Origin of the sequence: Roseateles asaccharophilus, assembly GCF_031458115.1 — a bacterium.
In the GTDB taxonomy this organism is placed as follows: Bacteria; Pseudomonadota; Gammaproteobacteria; order Burkholderiales; family Burkholderiaceae_C; genus Pelomonas; species Pelomonas asaccharophilus_A.
Genome location: NZ_JAVDXV010000001.1, coordinates 131,553 through 148,507 on the forward strand (window position 1 = coordinate 131,553; position 16,955 = coordinate 148,507).

General features: G+C 69.3%; 16 protein-coding genes and 1 pseudogene. 4 read left to right on the plus strand and 13 right to left on the minus strand.

The window, feature by feature from the left end; translation table 11 throughout:
- Positions 1-85: 85 nt before the first annotated feature.
- The 8 genes and pseudogenes from ttcA to imuA form a co-directional block, all read right to left on the minus strand.
- Positions 86-1,009 carry a tRNA 2-thiocytidine(32) synthetase TtcA gene (gene ttcA, locus J2X21_RS00620; protein WP_310323611.1) on the minus strand — a complete coding sequence of 308 codons (924 nt, stop codon included), beginning with the start codon at positions 1,007-1,009 and terminating at the stop codon, positions 86-88.
- Between the two features lie 5 nt (positions 1,010-1,014).
- Positions 1,015-1,413 (minus strand): dihydroneopterin aldolase, encoded by a 399-nt coding sequence (locus tag J2X21_RS00625; protein WP_310325401.1) that lies wholly within the window; start codon positions 1,411-1,413, stop codon positions 1,015-1,017.
- Between the two features lie 312 nt (positions 1,414-1,725).
- Positions 1,726-2,265 (minus strand): annotated as a pseudogene (locus tag J2X21_RS00630) (FAD-dependent oxidoreductase); the annotation flags it as partial.
- A 39-nt stretch (positions 2,266-2,304) separates the two neighbouring features.
- The gene (locus J2X21_RS00635) at positions 2,305-2,916 is read right to left on the minus strand and encodes a protein-methionine-sulfoxide reductase heme-binding subunit MsrQ (RefSeq protein ID WP_310323613.1); all 612 of its coding nucleotides are present in this window, start codon (positions 2,914-2,916) and stop codon (positions 2,305-2,307) included.
- Positions 2,916-3,884: a protein-methionine-sulfoxide reductase catalytic subunit MsrP gene (msrP, locus tag J2X21_RS00640; protein WP_310323616.1), complete on the minus strand. Its 969-nt coding sequence runs from the start codon at positions 3,882-3,884 to the stop codon at positions 2,916-2,918. Before msrP ends, J2X21_RS00635 begins: the two co-directional genes overlap by 1 nt.
- Positions 3,885-3,964: 80 nt before the next feature.
- Positions 3,965-7,291 carry an error-prone DNA polymerase gene (locus J2X21_RS00645; RefSeq protein ID WP_310323619.1) on the minus strand — a complete coding sequence of 1,109 codons (3,327 nt, stop codon included), beginning with the start codon at positions 7,289-7,291 and terminating at the stop codon, positions 3,965-3,967.
- Positions 7,292-7,299: 8 nt separating this feature from the next.
- On the minus strand, positions 7,300-8,592 hold the full coding sequence (locus J2X21_RS00650; protein ID WP_310323621.1) for a Y-family DNA polymerase: 1,293 nt from the start codon (positions 8,590-8,592) through the stop codon (positions 7,300-7,302).
- A complete protein-coding gene (imuA, locus tag J2X21_RS00655) occupies positions 8,561-9,406 on the minus strand; it encodes a translesion DNA synthesis-associated protein ImuA (protein WP_310323624.1) in 846 nt (281 codons plus the stop codon). Before imuA ends, J2X21_RS00650 begins: the two co-directional genes overlap by 32 nt.
- 138 nt (positions 9,407-9,544) lie before the next feature.
- Between imuA and J2X21_RS00660 the strand changes: the two genes are divergently transcribed.
- A complete protein-coding gene (locus J2X21_RS00660) occupies positions 9,545-9,928 on the plus strand; it encodes a YciI family protein (protein WP_310323626.1) in 384 nt (127 codons plus the stop codon).
- Here J2X21_RS00660 and J2X21_RS00665 read toward each other — a convergent pair.
- The 3 genes from J2X21_RS00665 to J2X21_RS00675 all read right to left on the minus strand — a co-directional run bounded on the left by J2X21_RS00665 (position 9,925) and on the right by J2X21_RS00675 (position 12,839).
- Positions 9,925-10,971, minus strand: a complete 1,047-nt coding sequence (locus tag J2X21_RS00665) for a serine/threonine protein kinase (protein WP_310323628.1) — start codon at positions 10,969-10,971, stop codon at positions 9,925-9,927. The two genes, J2X21_RS00660 and J2X21_RS00665, sit on opposite strands and share 4 nt — an antisense overlap.
- A gap of 36 nt (positions 10,972-11,007) precedes the next feature.
- On the minus strand, positions 11,008-11,892 hold the full coding sequence (locus J2X21_RS00670) for a DUF2726 domain-containing protein (protein ID WP_310323630.1): 885 nt from the start codon (positions 11,890-11,892) through the stop codon (positions 11,008-11,010).
- A 143-nt stretch (positions 11,893-12,035) separates the two neighbouring features.
- Positions 12,036-12,839, minus strand: a complete 804-nt coding sequence (locus J2X21_RS00675; protein ID WP_310323633.1) for a GNAT family N-acetyltransferase — start codon at positions 12,837-12,839, stop codon at positions 12,036-12,038.
- A 203-nt stretch (positions 12,840-13,042) separates the two neighbouring features.
- Here J2X21_RS00675 and rplM point away from each other — a divergent pair, with 203 nt between their 5' ends.
- The 3 genes from rplM to erpA all read left to right on the plus strand — a co-directional run bounded on the left by rplM (position 13,043) and on the right by erpA (position 14,337).
- Entirely contained in the window at positions 13,043-13,471 is a 429-nt protein-coding gene (gene rplM / locus J2X21_RS00680) for a 50S ribosomal protein L13 (RefSeq protein ID WP_119043837.1), read from the plus strand.
- Between the two features lie 9 nt (positions 13,472-13,480).
- Entirely contained in the window at positions 13,481-13,873 is a 393-nt protein-coding gene (rpsI, locus tag J2X21_RS00685; protein ID WP_268167288.1) for a 30S ribosomal protein S9, read from the plus strand.
- Positions 13,874-13,971: 98 nt separating this feature from the next.
- Positions 13,972-14,337, plus strand: coding sequence for an iron-sulfur cluster insertion protein ErpA (gene erpA, locus J2X21_RS00690; protein ID WP_310323638.1), 366 nt, complete (start codon positions 13,972-13,974; stop codon positions 14,335-14,337).
- 60 nt (positions 14,338-14,397) lie between these two features.
- Here the strand turns inward: erpA and J2X21_RS00695 are convergent, their stop codons facing one another.
- Positions 14,398-15,507, minus strand: a complete 1,110-nt coding sequence (locus J2X21_RS00695; protein ID WP_310323640.1) for an anhydro-N-acetylmuramic acid kinase — start codon at positions 15,505-15,507, stop codon at positions 14,398-14,400.
- Complete coding sequence (locus J2X21_RS00700; RefSeq protein ID WP_310323643.1) at positions 15,485-16,834, minus strand: M23 family metallopeptidase; 1,350 nt, start codon at positions 16,832-16,834, stop codon at positions 15,485-15,487. The genes J2X21_RS00695 and J2X21_RS00700 overlap by 23 nt, the downstream gene beginning before the upstream one ends.
- Positions 16,835-16,955 lie beyond the last annotated feature (121 nt).

The following is a 16,955-nucleotide window of genomic DNA, read 5'->3' on the forward strand; positions in this document are numbered from 1 at the left end:
GGAGACAGGCGGCGGTTGACGGCGCAAAGAAGAACGGCGCGCCATCTCTCGATGGCGCGCCGTGCCCGGCAGGCAAGAGTGCGAGTCAGGCCTCTTCGCGCGTCAGGCGGATGACCGAGGCCGGCGCCGGCGTGGCGCAGCTCTCGTCGTCATCGAAGGCGATGTCGCCGCCCGCGTCCGCCTCGCCGGTGGCCTTGATGGTCTCGAACGGGAACAGCTTCTTGTCCATCATGTGCGAGGGCACGATGTTGGTCATCGCGGTGAAGATGTTGTCGATGCGGCCGGGGTAGCGCTTCTCCCACTCGTTGATCATGGCCTTGACCTGCACGCGCTGCAGGTTCTCCTGGCTGCCGCACAGGTTGCACGGAATGATGGGGAACTCGCGGTGCTCTGCCCAACGCACGAGGTCGGGCTCCTTCACATAGGCCAGCGGGCGGATGACGACGTTCTTGCCGTCGTCGCTGACCAGCTTGGGCGGCATGCCTTTCATGCGGCTGCCGAAGAACATGTTCAGGAACAGCGTCGTGACGATGTCGTCGCGGTGGTGGCCCAGCGCGATCTTGGTGCAGCCCAGTTCGCCGGCCACGCGGTACAGGATGCCGCGGCGCAGCCGCGAGCACAGGCCGCAGGTGGTCTTGCCCTCGGGCACCACGCGCTTGACCACCGAGTAGGTGTCCTGCTCCTCGATGTGGAAGGGCACGCCGCGGCTCTTCAGGTACTCGGGCAGCACGTCTTCGGGGAAGCCGGGCTGCTTCTGGTCGAGGTTGACGGCCACCAGCTCGAACTTGATGGGCGCGCGCTGCTGCAGGTTCAGCAGGATGTCCAGCATCGTGTAGCTGTCCTTGCCGCCGGACAGGCAGACCATGACCTTGTCGCCGTCTTCGATCATGTTGAAGTCGGTGATGGCCTGGCCCACCTGGCGGTGCAGGCGCTTGGACAGCTTGTTGATCTCATGCGCGGCCTTCTTTGCGGCAGCGTCTTGTTGTTCCAGGTCGATGACTTCAGACATGGCGTTCACCAGATTCCGGTTTCTGAACTTACGGCGACTTCGCAGTCGGGAAAAATTTCGAGCTTGGTCAGCTTCACGCGCACGCCGACGACGCCGGTCAGGCTCATCAGGCGGTTGCTGAGCTTGCCCACCAGCGCCTCGACGAGGTCGGTGTGCTCGGTGGTGCACTCGTCGATGATGGCGGCGCGGATGCGGCGGTAGTCCAGCACGCGGCCGATGTCGGCGTCGCGCGCGACGATGGGCAGCGCGCCGAGGTTGACCTCGGCGTCCACCTGGATGGGCTGCGGGCCGGTGCGCTCGAAGTCCAGGATGCCCAGGTTGGCCTTGAAGCGCAGGCCTTGCAGGTGGATGACCTGGCGGTTGTTGAAGCGCTGCGGCGCGGCGGAGGCGGCTTCGGGGCGCAGCGCCTGCTCGATGAGCTTGGCGGCCTGCACGCCGTCGGCCAGCGCCGTCTGCACGCACGGGTGCCAGCGTGCGCTGGCGTCGCCGGCGACGAAGGCGTGCGGGCGGTCGTGCTCGCTGAGCAGTCGGAAGGCGGAGGGCTCGGGCTCGAAGCCCAGCAGCGCGGCAACGACGTCGAAGCGCTCGTCGCCGACGGTCACGCCCGTGTCGTCGGGCCGCAGCCCGTCGGGCAGCGGCGTGGCAAGGCGCAGCTGGATGCGCGGATGGGCCTCGACGCGGTTGATGAGGTGGACCTGCGCGCGCCAGCTGCCGCGCGCCCACAGCGTCACGTCAAAGCCGCGATCGGCCAGGAACAGCGCGTTCTCGGCCGCGTTGTCGCCGGCGCCGAGCAGCAGTGCACGGCCGGGCGTCAGCGTGTCGCGGCGCGTGGTCAGCGCGGTGGCGTCCAGCACGCGCGGGTGAGGCACGGCGAAATAGCGCGCCGGCCGCAGCAGCCGCAGACCGGTCGCGACCAGCAGCGCGCGGGCGTGCACATGTTCGCCGCTGGCCAGCTGCAGCGTCCAGGCGCCGGCCGCGTGGCGGGCCGCTTCGGCCGTGCTGCCCAGGCGCAACGTGATGCCGGGCATGGTTTCAACCTGCCGGGCATAGCTCAGTGCCAGGTCGGCCAGCGCCGAGGCGGGCTGGCCCAGCACCCAGTCCTGGCGGAAGTCCAGGCCGCGCAAAGCGGCGCACAGCTGCGGCTCGCGCTCGACCAGCAGCGTGCTCAACCCCAGCTGCGCGAGCCACGACGCGGCGCTGCAGCCCGCGGGGCCGCCGCCGAGGATGGCAACGTCGATGGAGGTGGAGTCGGGCATGGGGCAGCCGGGCAAAGCGCCGGATTATCCCAGCCGGAGCTATTTCCTGCGCATCCGCCGGTAGACCCGCCACCCCAGCAGCGCGGCAAGGATCACGCCGTAGACGGCGGGCTCGGCGAAATTGCTCTTGCCGGCGCGCATCCATATGAAGTGCATCAGGCCGATGACGGCGACCGCGTAGACGGCCTTGTGCAGCGCCTGCCAGCGCTTGGCGCCCAGGGCCTTGATGGCGCGGTTGAAGCTGGTGGCCGCCAACGGCAGCATCAGCGCCCAGGCCAGGAAGCCCATCAGGATGAAGGGGCGCTTGGCGATGTCGGCGGCGATCTCGGCCAGGTCCAGCCCCTGGTCCAGCCAGCCATAGGCCAGCAGGTGTAGCGATGCGTAGAAGAAGCTGAACACGCCCAGCATGCGGCGAAAGCGAGCCAGCGCCGCGAGACCGGTCAGTTCGCGCAAGGGCGTGATGGCCAAGGTGAGCCACAGGCCGCGCAGCGTCCAGTCGCCCAGCCCGCGGATGATGGCCTCCGCCGGGTTCGCGCCCAGCTGGTTGGCGATGGCGCCATAGACCAACCAGCCCAGCGGCAGCAGGCACAGCAGGAACAGCAGGGGCTTGGCGACGGGGTGCAGCAGCGCGGCGGAGATCGCTCGCTTCATCAGTAGAACTTCTTGAGATCCATGCCCGCGTAGAGCTGCCCCACCTGCGGCTCATAGCCGTTGAACATCAGCGTGGGCCGCTTCTTCGCGAACAGGCCGTCCTCGCCGATGCGGCGCTCGGTTGCCTGGCTCCAGCGCGGATGGGGCACGTTGGGGTTCACGTTGGAATAGAAGCCGTACTCCTGCGGAGCGCTCTGCTCCCAGCTGCTGCGTGGCTGCTTCTCGACGAAGCGGATCTTGACGATGCTCTTGGCCGACTTGAAGCCGTACTTCCACGGCAGCACGATGCGCACCGGCGCGCCGTTCTGGTTGGGCAGCACCTCGCCGTACATGCCGAAGGTCAGCAGCGCCAGCGGGTGCATGGCCTCGTCCATGCGCAGCGCCTCGACATAGGGCCAGTCCAGCACCGGCGAGCGCAGGCCGGGCATCTGCGCGCGGTCGGCCAGCGTCGTGAACTCGACGAACCTGCCCTTGCCCGTGGGCTCGGCGCGCTTGATCAGCTCGGACAGCGAGTAGCCCACCCACGGGATCACCATGCTCCAGCCCTCCACGCAGCGCAGCCGGTAGATGCGCTCCTCCATGGCGCTGAGCTTGAGCAGCGCGTCGAGGTCGTAGCGGCCGGGCTTGGCGCACTCGCCTTCGACGGATACGGTCCACGGCCGCGGCTTCAGCGTGTGGGCGCGCTCGGCGGGGTCGGACTTGTCGGTGCCGAATTCGTAGAAGTTGTTGTACGAGGTGGCGTCGGCGTAGCTGGTGGGCTTGTCCAACACCATCGCGCCGGCCACGGCCGAGCGGGTGCCGGGTAGCTTGGCCAGCTTGCCGCCACCGGGGGCGGACTGCGCCAGCGCCAGCGGCGAGGTCGCGGCGGCGCCCAGGCCGGCGATCAGCGTGCGGCGGTTCAGGTAGGCCGAGCGGGGCGTGATCTCGCTGGGCAGGGGCTCGTGGGCGAAGGGCGTACGGATCAGCATGGGTGTTCTCGGCAGCGGATGGTGTTGCGTCGCGGCAGACGGGGCGCAACTTACACCGCCCCGGGATTTCGGGTGCGGCGTCAACGGAAATCCCGACTTTCCGTCGGCAAGCGGCCCAGCAGCGGGTTGAGATTTGTAAAGCCTTGCGCCAGCAGGTGGCGCACATCGCCATCGCCGCGCTGCCACACGCCTTGCACCGCCAGCAGCCGCGCGCCCAGGATGGTGCTGCGGTGCTCCTCGTAGACCTTGGGCCAGACGATGACCTGCACGTTGCCGGTCTCGTCTTCCAGCGTGACGAACAGCGTGCCCTTGGCCGTCTGCGGCTTCTGGCGGCCGGTGACGATGCCGCAGGCCTTGGCGCGGCGGCCGCTTTTCACGGCGTCGAGCTGCTTTGCGCTCAGCAGGCCTTGCTTGGCCAGGCGCGGGCGCAGCAGCGCCAGCGGGTGGCGGCGCAGCGTGAGGCCGGTGGCGGCGTAGTCCCACAGCACCTCTTCGCCCTCGCGGGCCGCTGGCAGCGCGAGGTCGTCCTCGGGCAACAGGCTGCCTTGCAGCAGCTCCGGCACGGCGTGCAGCGCCGAGGCCTGCCAGACCTGTTGGCGGCGGTGGCCGGCCAGCGAGGTCAGCGCGTCGGCCGCGGCGAGGTGCTGCATGTCGGCTTGCGTGAGGCGGGCTCGGTAGGCCAGGTCTTGCGGGTGGGTGAAGGGGCTTTGCGCGTGGGCGGCTTCAATGCGCTGGGCGGCCTCCTTGCCCAGGCCGCTGACGAGGCGCAGGCCCAGTCGCACCGCGGGCTGGTGCTCACCGTCTCTCGGCTCGAGAGAGCTGTCGTAGCCACTGTGATTCACGTCGATGGACCGCACGTCGACGCGGTGCCGGCGTGCGTCCTGCACCAGCTGGCTGGGGGAGTAGAAGCCCAGAGGCTGCGAGTTCAGCAGCGCACACAGAAAAGCCGCCGGCTCGTGGCATTTGAGCCAGGAGCTGACGTAGGTCAGCAGCGCGAAGCTGGCGGCGTGGGACTCGGGGAAGCCGTAGCTGGAGAAGCCTTTGATCTGGCGGAAGATGCTCTCGGCAAAGGCGTCCTCGTAGCCGTTCTTCCTCATGCCGCTGACGACCTTGTCGTAGTACTTGTCCAGCACGCCGGGGCGCTTCCAGGCGGCCATCGCGCGACGCAATTCATCGGCCTCGCCGGCCGAGAAACCGGCCGCGATCATCGCGATCTGCATGACCTGCTCCTGGAAGATCGGCACACCGCAGGTGCGGTCCAGCGCGTCCTTCAGTTCGTCCTTGGGGTACTTGATCTGGTCCTTGGGCAGCAGTCGGTTCTTCAGGTAGGGGTGGACCATGCCGCCCTCGATGGGCCCGGGCCGGACGATGGCGACCTCGACCACCAGGTCGTAGTACTTGCGCGGCCGCAGCCGCGGCAGCATGGACATCTGTGCCCGGCTCTCGATCTGGAACACGCCGATGGTGTCGGCCGCGCAGATCATGTCGTAGGTGGCGGTGTCGTTGTCCGGGATGGTCAGGTCGATGGCCGTGCCGCGCATCGGATTGACGAGGTCGAAGCACTTCTTGATGGCGGTGAGCATGCCCAGCGCCAGCACGTCCACCTTCATCATCTTCAATTCGTCGATGTCGTCCTTGTCCCATTCGATGACGCTGCGGTCCTTCATCGTCGCGTTCTCGATCGGCACGAGCCGTTCCAGCGGCCCCTCGGTCAGCACAAAGCCGCCGACGTGCTGCGAGAGGTGGCGGGGCAGACCGTTGAGCTGGCGGCCCAGCGTGATGAGCTGCTGCAGGCGCGGGTCGTCATCGGGCAGGCCCAGCTGTTGCAGCAGCGCGAGGCGGTGCTCCTCGGGCAGCACCTGGGTGGACCAGCCGCTGTGGTCGTTGCTCATCACGTCGAGCTGTTCTTCACTGAAGCCCAGCGCCTTGCCCACGTCGCGGATGGCGCTCTTGGGGCGGTAGCAGATGACGACGGCGGTCAGCGCGGCGCGGTCGCGGCCGTACTTGTCGTAGAGGTACTGGATGACCTCCTCACGACGCTCGTGCTCGAAGTCGACGTCGATGTCGGGCGGCTCGTTGCGCTCGCGGCTGATGAAGCGTTCGAACAGCAGCGTGCTGCGGTCAGGGTCCACCGACGTGACGTGCAGGCAGTAGCAGACGATGCTGTTGGCGGCGGAGCCTCGGCCCTGGCAGAGGATGTCGATGCTGCGCGCGAACCGGACCGTGTCTGCGACGGTCAGGAAGTAGTGTTCGTAGCCCAGGGCCTCGATCAACTCCAGTTCGTATTCGATGCGGAATTTCCATCTGTCGGGAACGCCGCCCTTGGACCAAGGCCAGCGCTTCTCTGCACCCTCATAGGTGAGTGCTCGCAGATGCTTGCGAGGCGTCGTGCCCGCAGGCACTACCTCGCTGGGATACTGGTAGCGGATCTCGTTGAGGCTGAACTCGCACCGCGCCGCGACGTGCAGCGTCTCGCGCATCAACGCCTCCGGGTACACCCGCGATATGCGGTAGCCGCTGCGCAGATGCCGCTCGGCATTGGGCTGCAGGTCGAAGCCGCACTCGGCCACTGAGCGGCCCAGCCGCGTGGCGGTCATCACGTCCTGCAGCGCCTTGCGCGAGCGCACATGGAAGTGCACGTCGCCGGCGGCGACCAGCGGCAGCGCGGTGTCGTCGGACAAGGCTTGCAGCCGCTGCAGCCACAGCGCGTCGCTGGCCTCACGCAGCAGCTCGACGGCAATCCAGGCGCGGCCGGTGAAATGCTGCAGCAGCCAGTGCGCGGGCGGCAGCAGCTCGGCGTCGCTGGCGTCGCGTGGCGGCACCAGCAGGACCAGGCAGTCGGCCAGCTGCTCGGGTGCGATCTGGCGCCATTGCAGCGTGTACTCGCCCTTGACCGGGCTGGCGCGCCGCAGCCGCGTGATGAACTGGCTGAGGTTGCCGTAGCCGTTGAGGTTTTGCGCAATCAGCACGAGCTTGAAGCGCGGCGTGCCCGTGTCGTCGCGCACGAGGAACTCGCTGCCTATCAGCAGCTTCATCAACGCGGGCTGCGGGATGTCGTCCTCGGGTTCGCCTGCTTCCTTGGCCGCTTGCTTGAGTTCGTGGTGTGAGGCTTCACGCAACTCGCGCAGCCGCTTGTGCGCGCGCACGACGCCGGCCAGCGAGCACTCGTCGGTGATGGCCAGCGCCTCGTAGCCCAGCTCGCAGGCGCGCTCCACCAACTCGGCCGGCTCGGACGCGCCGCGCAGGAAGCTGAAGGCCGACAGGCAGTGCAGCTCGGCATAGCGCGGGATGTCCTTGCGGTGGCCCGGCAGGGCCGGCAGCCAGCCATCCGCGGTGCGGCGCAGATCGGCTTCCGAAGCCACGCCTTGCTGGCGCAGCAGGGCCAGCCGCTCGTCGCGGTCCGACATGGGCGGGCTCATGCGAACACCCCATGCAGGAACCAGCCCGAGGCCGGCGTGCTGGATGACGGCCGCTGGTGATAGACCCACAGCAGCCCGCGAGCGGCGCTGCGGTAGACGTAGTAGTCACGCGCTTGCAGGCCGCTGGCGCCTTGCCACCAGCCGGCCTCGATGCGGTGCGGGCCACTGATGCGCGTCAGCGGCCCGGCATAGGTGGGATGCTCCTGCGCATCGCTGCGCAGCGGCTGGGGCGGCTCGACCAGCCAGGTGGGCTGGGGGCCGGGCGGGCGGCGCACGAGCGCAGTGGGTGCGGCCGGCCAGGGCTGCCAGCGTTGCATCTCGGCGAGGCGGTGGTCCTCGCGCAACTGGCCTTCGCGCACCTGCCCGGCGCCCAGGCGCACGGACAGCCGCTCCAGCAGCGCGTTCGTCGTTGTGTGCTCCTGCGCCTCGTGGGCGCCCGGCAGCAGGCCGGCGCTCAGTTCCTGCAGCGGCAGCAGGTGCTCCGCGGTCAGCGTGATCTCGCCGGCCGGCGCGGCCAGCGTGGTGCGGGCCAGGTGCTCGGCCAGCAGCCGCGTCAGGCGGCGCAGGTCGCGTGTCGTGTCTGCCGTGGCGATGTCGATCTCGCCGCTGCCGGTCACGTCGCGTGGGCGCATGGCGTCGTACTGCCAGGCCAGGCGCAGCGCGCGCACGCCGGCGTGCCGCGCGGCGAGAAAGGCGCAGAGCTGGCGCAGCAGCACTTCGGCGTGATGCAGCAGCACGGGCGCGTGTTCGACGCGGTAGGGCAGCTCCAGCCGCGCGTCGAAGCGGTCGGGCAGCGTCAGCCAGTCGTGCACCTCGGGCAGGTCGCCGTAGGCTTGGTCCAGCGCGGTCAGCAGCGCCGGGCCGAAGCGTTTGGCCAGCGCAGGGCGGGGCAGTCGGCGCAGTTCGCCCAACCGGGTGCAGCCCAGGCGGGACAGCATCGCGTGGTGGGCCTGGGCGGCCGTGAGCGCGGGCAGTGGCAGCGCGTCCAGTCGTTCGCTCAAGGGGCCACGGGATGGGCGCTGCGGGCTGCGCAGCAGCGCCAGCGCGGCCAGCGCGGTCGGCGCCCAGGCGGTGGCGCTCAGCGCCAACCCGGCCTCGGCCGCCCGGGCCTGCAGCCGCTCGCGCAGCGCTCGCGCGCCCCGGAACAGCCGCAGGCTGCCCGACACCTCCGCGACGACCGCCTCTTCCAGCCGCGCCACGCGCGGCGTGAAGCTCAGCGTCAGCCAGGCCAGGGCGTCGGTGTCGCCGGCCGGTGCATCAGGCGTGCAGCACAGGGCGAGCCAGCGCATCGTGGCGCTCCGTGGGAAGCGGGGCCGGCTCGAGAGCCGGCGCCGGAATGGGCGATGGCAGGGGCAGGCGCTTGGCGGCCGTCAGCAGCGGCTCCACCGCGCCCGGCACGGCCGGCAGCGCCAGCCAGCCCTCGTGCGCGGGCCCGCGGCGCTTGAGCAGGCGCACGTTCAAAGTCCAGCCCTCGCCCGGCTGCACCACCAGGCGCAGCGGCGCGGCCGAGGACTGCTGGCCTGCGCGTTCCGGCCGCACGAGGAAGGCGGGCGCATCCGAGCCCAGCGCGCAGACCTGCAGCCGGCGGATCTGCTCCGGCCGCGCCTCGGGCAGCCAGGCCAGCACGGCCACGCGGGACTTGATGGCCTGCTCGGCCGCCCACGGCGTCTGGGCCGGCGTGGCGGGCGAGACCCAGATCAGCGCCGACGGCGGCAGGCCCAGGGTCTGCAGCCCCGGCAGGTGAGGCGTGTGCGGTGGGTTGATGAGCAGCAATGGGCGCAGGGGCGATGCCGCCATGCGAGTGCGGCGGCTGGGCGTAGCGGCCGGCAACGCCTGGCCCGCCCACCAGTCGCGCAGCGCCGGCGCCAGCAGCCGCCACTCCAGCACGCCGAACTGTGGGGTCAGCAGCTCGGTGACTGCTCGCAGCGGCCAGCCGCCGCCGGGGAGTTCGGCGTCCAGCGCCGTGAAGCCGCTGGGCAGCGTGGGGTCGACCGTCGCGCCCAGGCTGCTGCCGCGCCACAGCCGGCCTTGCAGGCGCACATCGTCCAGCGGCGACACCGGGCGCGGCGGGGCATCGGAAACGGGAAAGGGAGCGGGCTGCATGGCCGAGGCGGGGACGGCAGAGGAAGGAAACGGAGCTTGGATCAGATCACAATACTGTATGTATATCCAGTATTTTCTGCCAATCGACGCCGGCTTGCCGCTAGCATCCGGCGCGTTCCCACCCCTCTGGAGCCTGCCATGCCGCTGAATGACTATCTGGTGCTGTCCCGCGGCCAGTGGGACGAGGACGCCAGCCCGCAGGCGGTGCAGCAGGCCATCGATGCCTTCTACGTCTGGTACGAGCAAGGTCTGGCGCAGGGGCGGCTCAAGCCCGGCAGCCGGCTGGAGCCCGGCGCCCGCGTCGTGGCCCGGGGGCTGATCACCGATGGTCCCTTCGCCGAGACCAAGGAATGGGTGGGTGGCTACTGGTTCATCGTTGCCGAGACGCTGGAGCAGGCTGCCGCGATCGCTGCGGAAAACCCGTGCCTGCAGTACGGCCTGACCCTGGAGATCCGTCCGCTGGACGCCTCACGGGCCGACGTGGCCGTGGCGACCAACGAGACGCCCGGCGCCTGGCGTTAGGAAAAACCGTCGCCGTCGAAATCCACGACGTCCTCGTCGCGGGTCAGCGTCGGCGCCGCATCCCGCGGCTTCATGGCCTCCAGCTGCTCGCGCAGCTTGGCGACCTGATCCAGCCAGTAGTTGGGCGTACCGAACCACGGGAACGCGACCGGGAAGGCCGGGTCGCCCCAGCGTCGCGCCAGCCAGGCGCTGTGGTGGATCATGCGCAGCGTGCGCAGCGGCTCGATGAGGCGCAGCTCGCGGTCGTCGAACTCGGCGACCTGCTCGTAGCCATCCAGCACGGCGTTCAGCAGCTGGCGGGCCGCGTCGGGCTCGCCGGGCAGCAGCATCCACAGGTCCTGCACGACCGGGCCCATGACGGCGTCGTCCAGGTCCACGAAATGCGGGCCGCGGTCCGGCGTCCACAGGATGTTGCCGGGGTGGCAGTCACCGTGCAGGCGCGTCAGCTGCAGGTCGGGCAGGCTGTCGAAGGCGGCCTGGATGGCGGCGATGCAGCGCTGCGCGGCGTCGTCCCAGGTGGGCGCGATCTCGGGCGGGATGGCTTCGTTGGCCATCAGCCAGTCGCGCGCGGTCTGGGCCGGCGCGGCGCTGGCCCAGGACAGGCGCTCGGCGAACGGCTTTTGCCGGCCCACGCCATGCAGGCGGGCCAGCAGCCGGCCTATCCAGCGCAGCACCTCGGGGTCTTCCAACTCGGGCCCGCGGCCGCCCTGGCGCGGCGTGACGGCCAGGCGTTGGCCTTGGTAGTGAAACAGCGTGGAGCCGCCCTCGAGCGTCCAGGGCGCGGCCACCGGCACCTCGGCGGTGGCCAGCTCGGCCGCGAAGGCGTGTTCCTCCAGGATCTGCGCATCGCTCCAGCGCGCCGGGCGGTAGAACTTGGCCACCGCCGCGCCACCGTCCTCCAGATGCAGCATCAGCACGCGGTTCTCGAAGGAGTTGAGCTGCAGCAGCCGGCCGTCGGCGCGTAGGCCCGTGGCATCGAGGGCGTCGAGCATGAACTCCGGCGTCAGGTCGCCGAAGCTGAGGTCAGGGATCGCGTGGTGCATCCGGCGAGTGTCGCCGGGATGAAGAAAGAAGAACCGTCACCGGCGGCGCGGCCGGTCGGTGGCGTAGCGCGGCGCGTCGACGACCACGCCCACGATGTCGTCCATCATGGCCTCGTCGTCGGCGTCGTCCAGCACCGGCAGATGGCGCGGGTTGTAGCGGGCGGCGTCCAGATCGCGCGGTGGGGCGCGGCGCTGCTGTTGCGCGGCGTTGCCCAGCACAGGGCGGCGAGCGGGGTGCGGCTCGGCATAGCCGTCATGCCCGCCGCTGAAGGCGTTGGCGTCCTGCCAGAGTGGCAGCGGCTGCGAGAACTGGCCCCAGTCGCTGCTGAATTCGTCCTCGCCGCCGACGCCCAGGCTGCTGGCCATGCCGGTGCGGCGGCGCGGCAGCTGGGCCGTGGCTGCCGGTGCCGGCAGCGGGCCGCGCGTGTTGCTGCCCTGGGGGACCAGCAGCTGCAACTCGGCGATGCTGGGCAACTGGTCGGGCGCGCAGCGCAGGTAGCGCACCCGGCATGCCGACAGCACCGCATGCTTGATCTGCAGCGCACGCGCCGTCACGCCGCGCTCGCCGTCCAGGTCGATGGCGGCCAGCACGCGGCCGTTGGGGCTGCAGACGGCGAACGTCACGTGAGAGGCGCCCAGCAGGTCGAACCAGTAGCGCACTTCCTTGGCTTCGGTGGGCTGGCAGAAACGCACCAGCGGCAGCTTGGACAGCACGACGTGGTGCGGCAGCGCCTCGCGCAGCAGCCGGAACACGCGGCGCTCGTCGGTGGTGAACACCGGCCTGGCAGTTAGCGACCACTCCGCCGGCAGGCCCTTGTTGGCATAGGCCGGGCGCCTTAACGCCCACACCAAGCTGATGGCCAGCCCGAGCACGCAGGCGGCCAGTGCAGCTATCCAGTAGGTGGCGTAAGGCAGATCCATCGCGGATTCAGGCGGCATCGCCGACCCAAAGCGGCGTGTGGAGGGCAATGTAGCGTAATCAGGTTACAAGGCATCACTCGCTATTCCCGATTCCCCCGGGGTGAGGGGGCTGGAATCTGTTACGGGTGCCTGGACGCCGGACGTTATTCCTTGGCGGCACGCCCCGACGTATCGAAATGCGACTTGACCTCAGCGACGCTGTCGACAAAGTCGCTCAGCGCCCGCGCTTGGCGCTTGAACTGGAAGTCCAGTTCGCCCAGGTGGCGGTCCAGCGCCTGCTCGACCTGGGAGCCGACCGTGTCCGGCGGCAGGCGCAGCCAGGCCTCGGACTCGCTGCCGTCCCGCTCGACCGTGGCGCCAGCCGCCGTGGCGATGCGCAGCATGGGGCGGTTCTCGCTGAGCGCGTGGATGAACATCGTGTCGATGCCGCGGTTGCGGGCGTGCAGCGCGGCGGTGTCGAACAGGCGCCGCCCCAGACCACGCCCGCGGGCCTGGGCCAGCACCGACACGCCGAACTCCGCCATCGTGCGACCCGACCCGCCCGGCAAGGGCTGTCCGTATGCCAGATGAGCCAGCGCCACCAACTGCAACCGGCGGTTGAAGATGCCCAGCACCTCGTCGCGGTTGAAGTCGATCCCTTGCGCGTAGTGGCGGATCTGTTCGTCGGACGCGCCATAGCCGAAGCGCAGATAGCGGTCCTGCGGCGTCAGTGACAGCAGGTGGTCCACGATGCGGCGCCGGTGCCGGCGTGCCAGCGAGCGTATCGGCACCCAGGTGGCCAGTCTCTCCAGGGCCGCGCGGGCGGCGGCCAGGCGCCCCGGTTCATCCGAAGCTGGCGGGGCGGGCGGTTCGGGCGGCTGTGGGTCGGGCCCGAAAGCGGCCAATTCCTGACCCCAGTCCGTCGTGGGTTCGGCGGATTTGGCGGTGGCTCGCGGTTTCCGGGGCATGGTGTGAGGCGGTTGTGGCAAGGTTAACGCCTTCAGCCCTTCCAGGCCACGGGTCAGGCTGCTACACTCGCGGGCTTTTCCGTCAAAGGCTGCGGGAAAGAACCGTCCGAGAGGCTGTGCAACAGACACAGCACCGAGGCCGGCCAAAGTTCAGCCATCCATTGCCGGCTCTTTTTTCAGGGCCGGCCAATCGAAAGTAACTCATGAAGACCTTCAGCGCCAAGCCGGCCGAGGTGACGCACGAGTGGTTTGTGATTGACGCCACCGACAAGGTGCTCGGACGTGTTGCCAGCGAAGTGGCACTCCGTTTGCGCGGCAAGCACAAGGCCATCTACACGCCTCACGTCGACACCGGTGATTTCATCGTCATCGTCAACGCCGACAAGCTCCGCGTCACCGGCAACAAGGCCACCGACAAGGTGTACTACCGTCACTCGGGCTTCCCTGGCGGCATCTACGCCACGAAGTTCAAGGACATGCAAGCCAAGCACCCCGGCCGCGCGCTGGAGAAGGCCGTCAAGGGCATGCTGCCCAAGGGCCCGCTGGGTTACGCCATGGTCAAGAAGCTGAAGGTCTACGCTGGTCCCTCGCACCCGCACACCGCTCAGCAGCCCAAGGCTCTCGAGATCTAAGGAACGGCCATGATCGGAAACTGGAATTACGGTACTGGCCGCCGCAAGTCGTCGGTCGCTCGCGTCTTCATCAAGAAGGGCACGGGCCAGATCGTCGTCAACGGCAAGCCCATCGAGAGCTACTTTGGCCGCGGCACCTCCATCATGATCGCCAAGCAGCCCCTGCTGCTGACGAACAATGGTGAAGCCTTCGACATCAAGGTGAACGTGCACGGTGGTGGCGAATCTGGCCAAGCCGGCGCCCTGCGCCTGGGCATCACCCGTGCGCTGATCGATTACGACGCAGCCCTGAAGCCCGAACTGAGCCGCGCTGGCTTCGTCACGCGTGACGCGCGTGAAGTCGAGCGTAAGAAGGTCGGTCTGCACGGCGCCCGTCGCCGCAAGCAGTTCAGCAAGCGTTAATCGCTTCTCGACTTGTCAAAAGGCCGCGTCATGCGGCCTTTTGTTTTTCCGTCGACAATCCCCATATTCGTCTCTGCACAGATTCACAGGAGCCCGCCATGAGCGCCGTGCTTGATACCCTCCCCACCGACATCCCCGTGCCCCTGGTCTTCACCGACAGCGCCGCCGACAAGGTGCGCGATCTGGTGGCCGAGGAAGGCAACCCGGACCTGAAACTGCGCGTGTTCGTGCAGGGCGGCGGTTGCTCGGGCTTCCAGTACGGCTTCACGTTCGACGAGGCCGTCAACGACGACGATACGCAGATGCAGAAGAACGGCGTGACGCTGCTGATCGATTCGATGAGCCTGCAGTACCTGACCGGCGCCGAGATCGACTACAAGGAAGATCTGCAGGGCGCCCAGTTCGTCATCAAGAACCCGAATGCCACGACCACCTGTGGTTGCGGCTCCAGCTTCTCCGTCTAAGTCTGACCAGTTGGGGACAGAACTGGCCGCTGCGCGGCGGTGTTCCGTCCCGCATAGTCTTCAGCTCGGGTACAGCGCCCCGAGGATGCGGAGCCCCGCGGCTCCAGTAACGGCCGGCAGATTGCCCGGCCGTTTTTCTTTGAAGCATTGCGCCAGCCAGGCGAAAGCGGCGGCTTCGACCTGATCCACCGGCAGGCCCAGCTCGGCACTGCTGGTGATGGCAACGCCGGGCAGCAGTTCAGCCAGGCGCTGCATTAGGCGTCCGTTGCGCGCGCCGCCGCCGCAGGCGATCAGCGAGGTGGCGCCAGGCATCTGTGCCTTCAGTGCCTCCGCCGCGCTGCGCGCGGTCAGCTCCAGCAGCGTGGCCTGTACGTCCTCGGGTGCCTGGCCCGGCGACAGGCGCGCGTCCAGCCAGTCAAGGTGGAAGAGGTCGCGGCCGGTGCTCTTGGGTGGCGCCAGCGCGAAGAAGGATTCGGCCAGCAGCACGGTCAGCAGCTCGGGCAGCACCTGACCCGTCGCGGCCCAGGCGCCGTCGGCGTCGAAGGCCAGCCCGCGGTGACGGGCGATCCAGCCGTCCATCAGGCAGTTGGCCGGGCCGGTGTCGAAGCCGCCCGTGCTGCCGTCGGTGAACAGCAGGCTGAGGTTGGCGATGCCGCCCAGGTTCAGCGCGGCCACGTCGCGATCCGCGACGCCAAAGAATGCGCGGTGGAAGGCTGGCACCAGCGGCGCACCCTGGCCGCCAGCGGCGACGTCGCGGCTGCGCAGGTCGCAGACGACATCAATGCCGGCCTGCTCGGCCAGCAGCGCGCCGTTCAGCAATTGCGTCGTGTAGCCGTCGAAGCCGTCGGGGCGGTGGCGCACGGTCTGGCCGTGGGCGCCCAGCGCGGTGATGTCCTCGCGTCGGTGGCCGGTCGCCTCCAGCAACTGGGCCGTGACGTCGGCGTAGCTGCGCGCGATACCGTTGGCCGCGAGCGCGGCGCGATGCAACTCGTTGGCGCCGGGCGCGTTCAGCGCCAGCAACTCGTCGCGCAGCGCGGGCGGAAAGGGGGCATGGACATGGCCCAGCACGGCCTGCCCGTCGAACAGCACCGCATCGACGCCGTCGAGCGACGTGCCCGACATCAGCCCGATGTAGAGGGCGTCGGACTTACTCGGCAGCGGAGACGCCATCCATCGTTTCCGCGACGGCCAGCTGGGTCTTCACGCTGGCGACGGTCTGCAGGAACTGCGTCTTGGCGTAGCTGGGCAGCGTGATGGCCTCGGACGCGCGGGCGATGGCGCGCGGGTCCATGTGGCGGCCGCCAACGCGGAACTCGAAGTGCAGGTGCGGGCCGGTGGCCCAGCCGGTGGCGCCAACGGCGCCGACGCGCTGGCCTTGCTCGATGCGCTGGCCCTTCTTCACGTCGATCTTGCTCAGGTGGGCGTAGACGGTGGTGCGGTCGCCGCTGTGGCGCACGTGAACGACGTTGCCGAAGCCGTTCTGCCAGCCTGCGGTGTCCACCACGCCGTCGCCGACCGAGCGCACGGCCGTGCCGGTCGGCGCGCCGTAGTCCACGCCGTTGTGCTGGCGCCAGGTCTTGTGGATGGGGTGGAAACGCATCGCGAACCCGGAGGTGATGCGCGAGAACTCCATCGGGCTGGCCAGGAAGGCGCGGCGCTTGCTCTGGCCGTCAAAGCCGTAGAAGCTGGCCTTGCCGGAGGCGCTGTCCTTGAAATAGACCGCCGAGTAGGTGCGGCCGTTGTTCGTGAACTCGCCCGCCAGCAGGCGGCCGGCGCCGCCGTCCCAGGTCACTGGCTCGCCGTCGGCGGTCAGCATTTCGTAGACGACGCTGAAGCGGTCGCCCTTGCGCAGTTCGCGATGGAAGTCGATATCGCCCGAGAACATGTCGGCCATCTGCGACGCGATGCTGTCGGGGATCTTGGCGTCGTCGGTGGCGGCGAACAGCGAGCTGCGGATGCTGCCGCTGCCCAGCGCGATCTGGGCCTGCAGCGGCGCGGCCTCGGTGCGGGCCGTGAAACGGCTGCCGTCGCGCTCGATGCTCAGGCGCGTGAAGTGACTTCCTTGCTGCTCGACCTTCTCGGCCGGGAAGCGCACGACGATCTTCTGCACCAGGCCGGCCGCGTCGGCCGTCACATGCACCATGCGGCCGGCACGGCCCTGGAAGATGCGGCGGGCCAGCGGCTCGCTGCGCAGGAAGGCGGCGGCTGCCGGGTCGAAAGCACCGGCGCGGCGCAGCAGGCTGTCGGGGGTGTCGCTGGAGCGCGTGGCCTCGGCGCGTGTCAGGCCGATGCTGTGGCTGGCCAACTGGTCCAGCTGGGCTTCGATGTCCACCGGCGCCAGCGTCTCGACGACGGTGCGCTTGGGCAGCTCAGCGGCGTCGGGCGCCATGGGCGCGATGCCGAAGGCGGTCACGGCGAAGCAGCTCAGCGCGCTCACGACGGAGGCGGTCAGCGCGCGGGGGTGCCGGGCGGCGAAGTTTTCCGCGCCTTTCAGCACGGCTTGTACTTGCTTGAGACGTCTTTCGACTGCGGTCACTCTCGGCTTCCCGGGGTTGTCGCTGGGGCAATCCCGGCTAGGCCGGTTCCACGCGAAGGGCCGCATCGCTGCGCGGCCTTAA

Excerpts from the sequence above, each read along its gene's own strand:
- ttcA (WP_310323611.1), bottom strand. The coding sequence starts at position 1,009 with ATGTCTGAAGTCATCGACCTGGAACAACAAGACGCTGCCGCAAAGAAG.
- J2X21_RS00635 (WP_310323613.1), bottom strand. The coding sequence starts at position 2,916 with ATGAAGCGAGCGATCTCCGCCGCGCTGCTGCACCCCGTCGCCAAGCCC.
- msrP (WP_310323616.1), bottom strand. The coding sequence starts at position 3,884 with ATGCTGATCCGTACGCCCTTCGCCCACGAGCCCCTGCCCAGCGAGATC.
- J2X21_RS00645 (WP_310323619.1), bottom strand. The coding sequence starts at position 7,291 with ATGTCGGACCGCGACGAGCGGCTGGCCCTGCTGCGCCAGCAAGGCGTG.
- J2X21_RS00650 (WP_310323621.1), bottom strand. The coding sequence starts at position 8,592 with ATGCGCTGGCTCGCCCTGTGCTGCACGCCTGATGCACCGGCCGGCGAC.
- imuA (WP_310323624.1), bottom strand. The coding sequence starts at position 9,406 with ATGCAGCCCGCTCCCTTTCCCGTTTCCGATGCCCCGCCGCGCCCGGTG.
- J2X21_RS00660 (WP_310323626.1), top strand. The coding sequence starts at position 9,545 with ATGCCGCTGAATGACTATCTGGTGCTGTCCCGCGGCCAGTGGGACGAG.
- J2X21_RS00665 (WP_310323628.1), bottom strand. The coding sequence starts at position 10,971 with ATGCACCACGCGATCCCTGACCTCAGCTTCGGCGACCTGACGCCGGAG.
- J2X21_RS00670 (WP_310323630.1), bottom strand. The coding sequence starts at position 11,892 with ATGGATCTGCCTTACGCCACCTACTGGATAGCTGCACTGGCCGCCTGC.
- J2X21_RS00675 (WP_310323633.1), bottom strand. The coding sequence starts at position 12,839 with ATGCCCCGGAAACCGCGAGCCACCGCCAAATCCGCCGAACCCACGACG.
- rplM (WP_119043837.1), top strand. The coding sequence starts at position 13,043 with ATGAAGACCTTCAGCGCCAAGCCGGCCGAGGTGACGCACGAGTGGTTT.
- rpsI (WP_268167288.1), top strand. The coding sequence starts at position 13,481 with ATGATCGGAAACTGGAATTACGGTACTGGCCGCCGCAAGTCGTCGGTC.
- erpA (WP_310323638.1), top strand. The coding sequence starts at position 13,972 with ATGAGCGCCGTGCTTGATACCCTCCCCACCGACATCCCCGTGCCCCTG.
- J2X21_RS00695 (WP_310323640.1), bottom strand. The coding sequence starts at position 15,507 with ATGGCGTCTCCGCTGCCGAGTAAGTCCGACGCCCTCTACATCGGGCTG.